This window comes from Actinomadura sp. NPDC048032 (assembly GCF_040653175.1).
Taxonomy (GTDB): Bacteria; Actinomycetota; Actinomycetes; order Streptosporangiales; family Streptosporangiaceae; genus Spirillospora; species Spirillospora verrucosospora.
Genome location: NZ_JBEZJP010000631.1, coordinates 1 through 3280, shown reverse-complemented (window position 1 = coordinate 3280; position 3280 = coordinate 1). Strand labels below are relative to the sequence as shown.

Genomic DNA, 3280 nt, shown 5'->3' with positions numbered 1-3280 from the left:
ACGAACACCCGCCGCTCGCCCGCCTCGTCCATCCGGGAGCGGAGTGCCGCGTACCTGCTCAACCTCGGGTATCGGGGAAGCCAGGACTTCACTCTCCGCGACGCCATCGCCTTCCTCTCCGGCGGCCTGGACGACAACCAATGGGACGGCTTCTGCAGAACCATCAACTCCAGCGCCCAGGGCCTGTGCACCCACAACCCTTTCACTGGTCATGACACTACTGACGCCGGCCTCAAGCCCGCACTCGTGGCAGGTGGCATCGCCACAGTCGTCACCGTGGGCGCCGTCCTATGCCTCGCCGGAGGCTGCGAATCTGGAGCCTTCGAGGCGGCAGGGCTAGCCTGCGCCAGATCCGGTGGGTGTCTGCGTGCGGTTTCCACAGCCCTCAGTGCCGGAGGGGCGATTAGTAGCGGGTACGGTGCTGGCGAGCTTCCAAGCGGATCGGAAGTCGTCGGCCTAATTTGCCGCAAGAGTTGTGCTTCAGGTCTCCGCACGGCTGAAGAAGCTGGCCTTACTCCTAGTGAAATACGCCGCATTCAAAATGCAGCAAATAGGACCAAGCAGCAGATCGTTCTGGTAGGAAGCCGCGCTGCCGGGACCGCGCAGGAGGGTTCAGACTGGGATTACATCCTGACGGGTCCGTCGAGAGCCCGAGGTAGCGCTAAGTTCTCGCTCCCTCGCGGCGTGGGTGGGGACTGGCAGGGGCGCAGATTTGGCCTCGACATCTTCCAGAACTACAACCCCGAAGCGCCAGGATACACTACTCTGGATCCAAGCCTTCCTCACGTTATCTTCAATCCTAAGGCGCCTTGATGAATAGTAATGTAATTTTGCTTAATGAACTCAGTCAGGGGCGCCGCCCGCTGTCCGAAGGGATTTTCTGGTACCGAAACCTGTCTGTCGAATCTCAACGCGAAGTAGTCCGAGAGCTCGCTTATTATGCACTCCAGGCCGGGGCGACGACCGATGATGCCCAAGCAAGCATCGCACTGGCCGAAGTAAAGCCAACGGCCACCCCTGCCGTGCTGGTATCTCGTGGCGAGATCCGTCAACAGTTGGCTAAGGTTGGCAACTTGCCAGCAAGTGAGATGGAAACTTCATTTCGGCTTCTGCTTGCGATTCTATCGGTTGCCGATACGAGGAGACGAAAGGTGCAATGCGCTCAAGGCTGCTCGCATTTTTGGCATAACTGGAATGATGATAGGTAGTGATGGCGTGCGTTCTATTGGGGTCTACCTGTAGTTCCCGCGCGTTGCCCCTCCGCCGCATGGCTGATCTCGCGAAGAGCGGGCGGAGGATGGGGCGCATGAAGCAGTGACACGGTCATCGACGGGTGGGGCTGGAACCTCAGGGGTGTCGGACATTAGGATCGCTGCTTGGCTTGGTTCGTGGCGTACCTTTTGACTGAGGATCGACTGCCTGGCCGGGCGCCCCTCCTCACGATCGATGGGCAGCGAGCCGTGGTCCATGCTGGAGAAGTCGGAATGAAGCATTCAGAAACCGTTACCTGAACCTATGACCGGTCTCGTTACTCAGGCCACCGATAACCATGTAGAAGATAAACGAGGACCCGGCTGACGTCTGCGTCCGAGGACAGCGTCCGGCCAGCTGCCAACGCTGATGCTGCCCGGATCCGTCGGCCAGCGCTTTACTCAACTGCCCTGGACGAATCGTGTTTGCGATCACCCGGCTGATGCCGCCCGGGCGTTCATGGTGGACGTGTACGTCTCTGAGTCCAAGGGTCGCCCTGCGTTGGCCGGAGGTCGAGATCAGCGCCTCCATCAGCTTCCCGCCACGTCAGAAGACGAGCTCGCATATCTCCACGAACATGATTACGACTCCGGACTGGCGGGGCAGGCTCTGATGCGCTGTTGGAGTGACTCGCTGGTAGGTGAGTCGCCCACCGAAGCGGCTACTCAGAGAGTCCGGACGGACCTGGTGCCTCTGGCTACCGTGGGTTAGTGAGGTCGCGGTAGCGGCGGTGTTAATTGTGGGAGATCGCGCCGTCTTTGATCCTCCCTGAAGTGCGCTGTGGTGGAGCGAAGGATGCTGTCTGACCTGCGGATTTGCCGAGAGGTGGCTTCCCTCGGGCTTGATTGATCGTGTTCACACCGAAGAGGCCACTGGTTCGAACCCAGTATCGCCCACCCCATGTTTTTACAGGTCAGAGCGTTGCTTGCGACACGCTCTCGGGCGTCCCGATGACCGCTTCGTAGTCTCGGGAGCCAGCCGGGGAGCCAACGCGTACGCTTCGCAGACTCCCGAAGCGCTCACATAGATGGTCGATCATCGTGAGTGCGGCGGTCTGGTCGGCGGAGTTCGGCGGTGGAAGTATCTGCATCGGCGGCCACGGCCTCAGGCGGGTCGATCCGCAGCGCGGGCCTTTCATCTGAGTTCGCGCGTCGGCGAAGCCCTGTCGGGAGGGTCAGGTCGTGGCCCGCACCAGTTCGTTGATTTCAGGTAGGACGGCGTCGGCGACCCGGACCGGGCGTTCGATCAGGTCGTTGGCGTGGAAAAGGTCGGCGGCGAACATCTCGGCCGCCTCGCGCGGGTTCCGCCGCACCCATGGGTCCGACTCCTGGAGTGCGGAGACGATCGCGTCGAGTTCTTCGTGGCGCCCGGTGGCGGACGCGCGGCTGGTGAACCAGAGGGAACGGTGGCTGAACGGGCCGTCGGTCTCGATGACCGTGCGGACCGGGACGCGCCGCTCCACGTCGGTCAGGCAACGCCGCGGCCTGGTTCGACTGCTCGATCGAGCAGCAGATCCGGTCCGGCGACCACGACGTCACGACCCCGACGCCGCCCCCGGGGACGCACCACTGGCCTTCCACTCCGGCGCCTTCCTCCGCCTTACATGACGAACCGATTCCCTCACCCGCCTGTGACGGCGGTCAAGAGGTCCGGCGGCCGGCTGTGAACCGTGTTCCGTCGCGGCCGATCTCAACGGCTCCGAGTCCGCAGAAATGAATTCGGGTGGAACATCCGGGGCGCCCGGCTCCCCTGAACGGATGGGCCTCGACTGCCCCCCGCCGGAGCAGTATTTGGCCAATGTGGGGGGCCTGCGGCGACGACGGACTGCTCGAGCTGCAGTACCCGTCGATGACCGCGTGGGTCTAGCGTGTGACCCGCCCGGGGGCGACGAGCGCGATCCCGAGTGCGCGACAGTTGGTTTCGAACGCGCCCACCTCGAGGCGTTGCTGGCGTCGGTCCCGTGGGTGGCGGCGAGCGCGCCCGCCATCTTCACCCCGATCCGCAGCACCTCGGCGAACGCGAGGGGCCC

General features: G+C 63.1%; 2 protein-coding genes. One reads left to right on the top strand and one right to left on the bottom strand.

The features are described 5' to 3' along the window. Positions 1-812 precede the first annotated feature (812 nt). Positions 813-1208 carry a DUF5958 family protein gene (locus AB0C69_RS40305; protein ID WP_360361710.1) on the top strand — a complete coding sequence of 132 codons (396 nt, stop codon included), beginning with the start codon at positions 813-815 and terminating at the stop codon, positions 1206-1208. A 1217-nt stretch (positions 1209-2425) separates the two neighbouring features. On the opposite strand, the gene AB0C69_RS40300 is transcribed toward AB0C69_RS40305, so the two are convergent. Next, positions 2426-2713 (bottom strand): hypothetical protein, encoded by a 288-nt coding sequence (locus AB0C69_RS40300; protein ID WP_360361707.1) that lies wholly within the window; start codon positions 2711-2713, stop codon positions 2426-2428. Positions 2714-3280: the final 567 nt, after the last annotated feature.

Coding starts and splice junctions, on each gene's coding strand:
- AB0C69_RS40305 (WP_360361710.1), top strand. CDS start 813: ATGAATAGTAATGTAATTTTGCTTAATGAACTCAGTCAGGGGCGCCGC.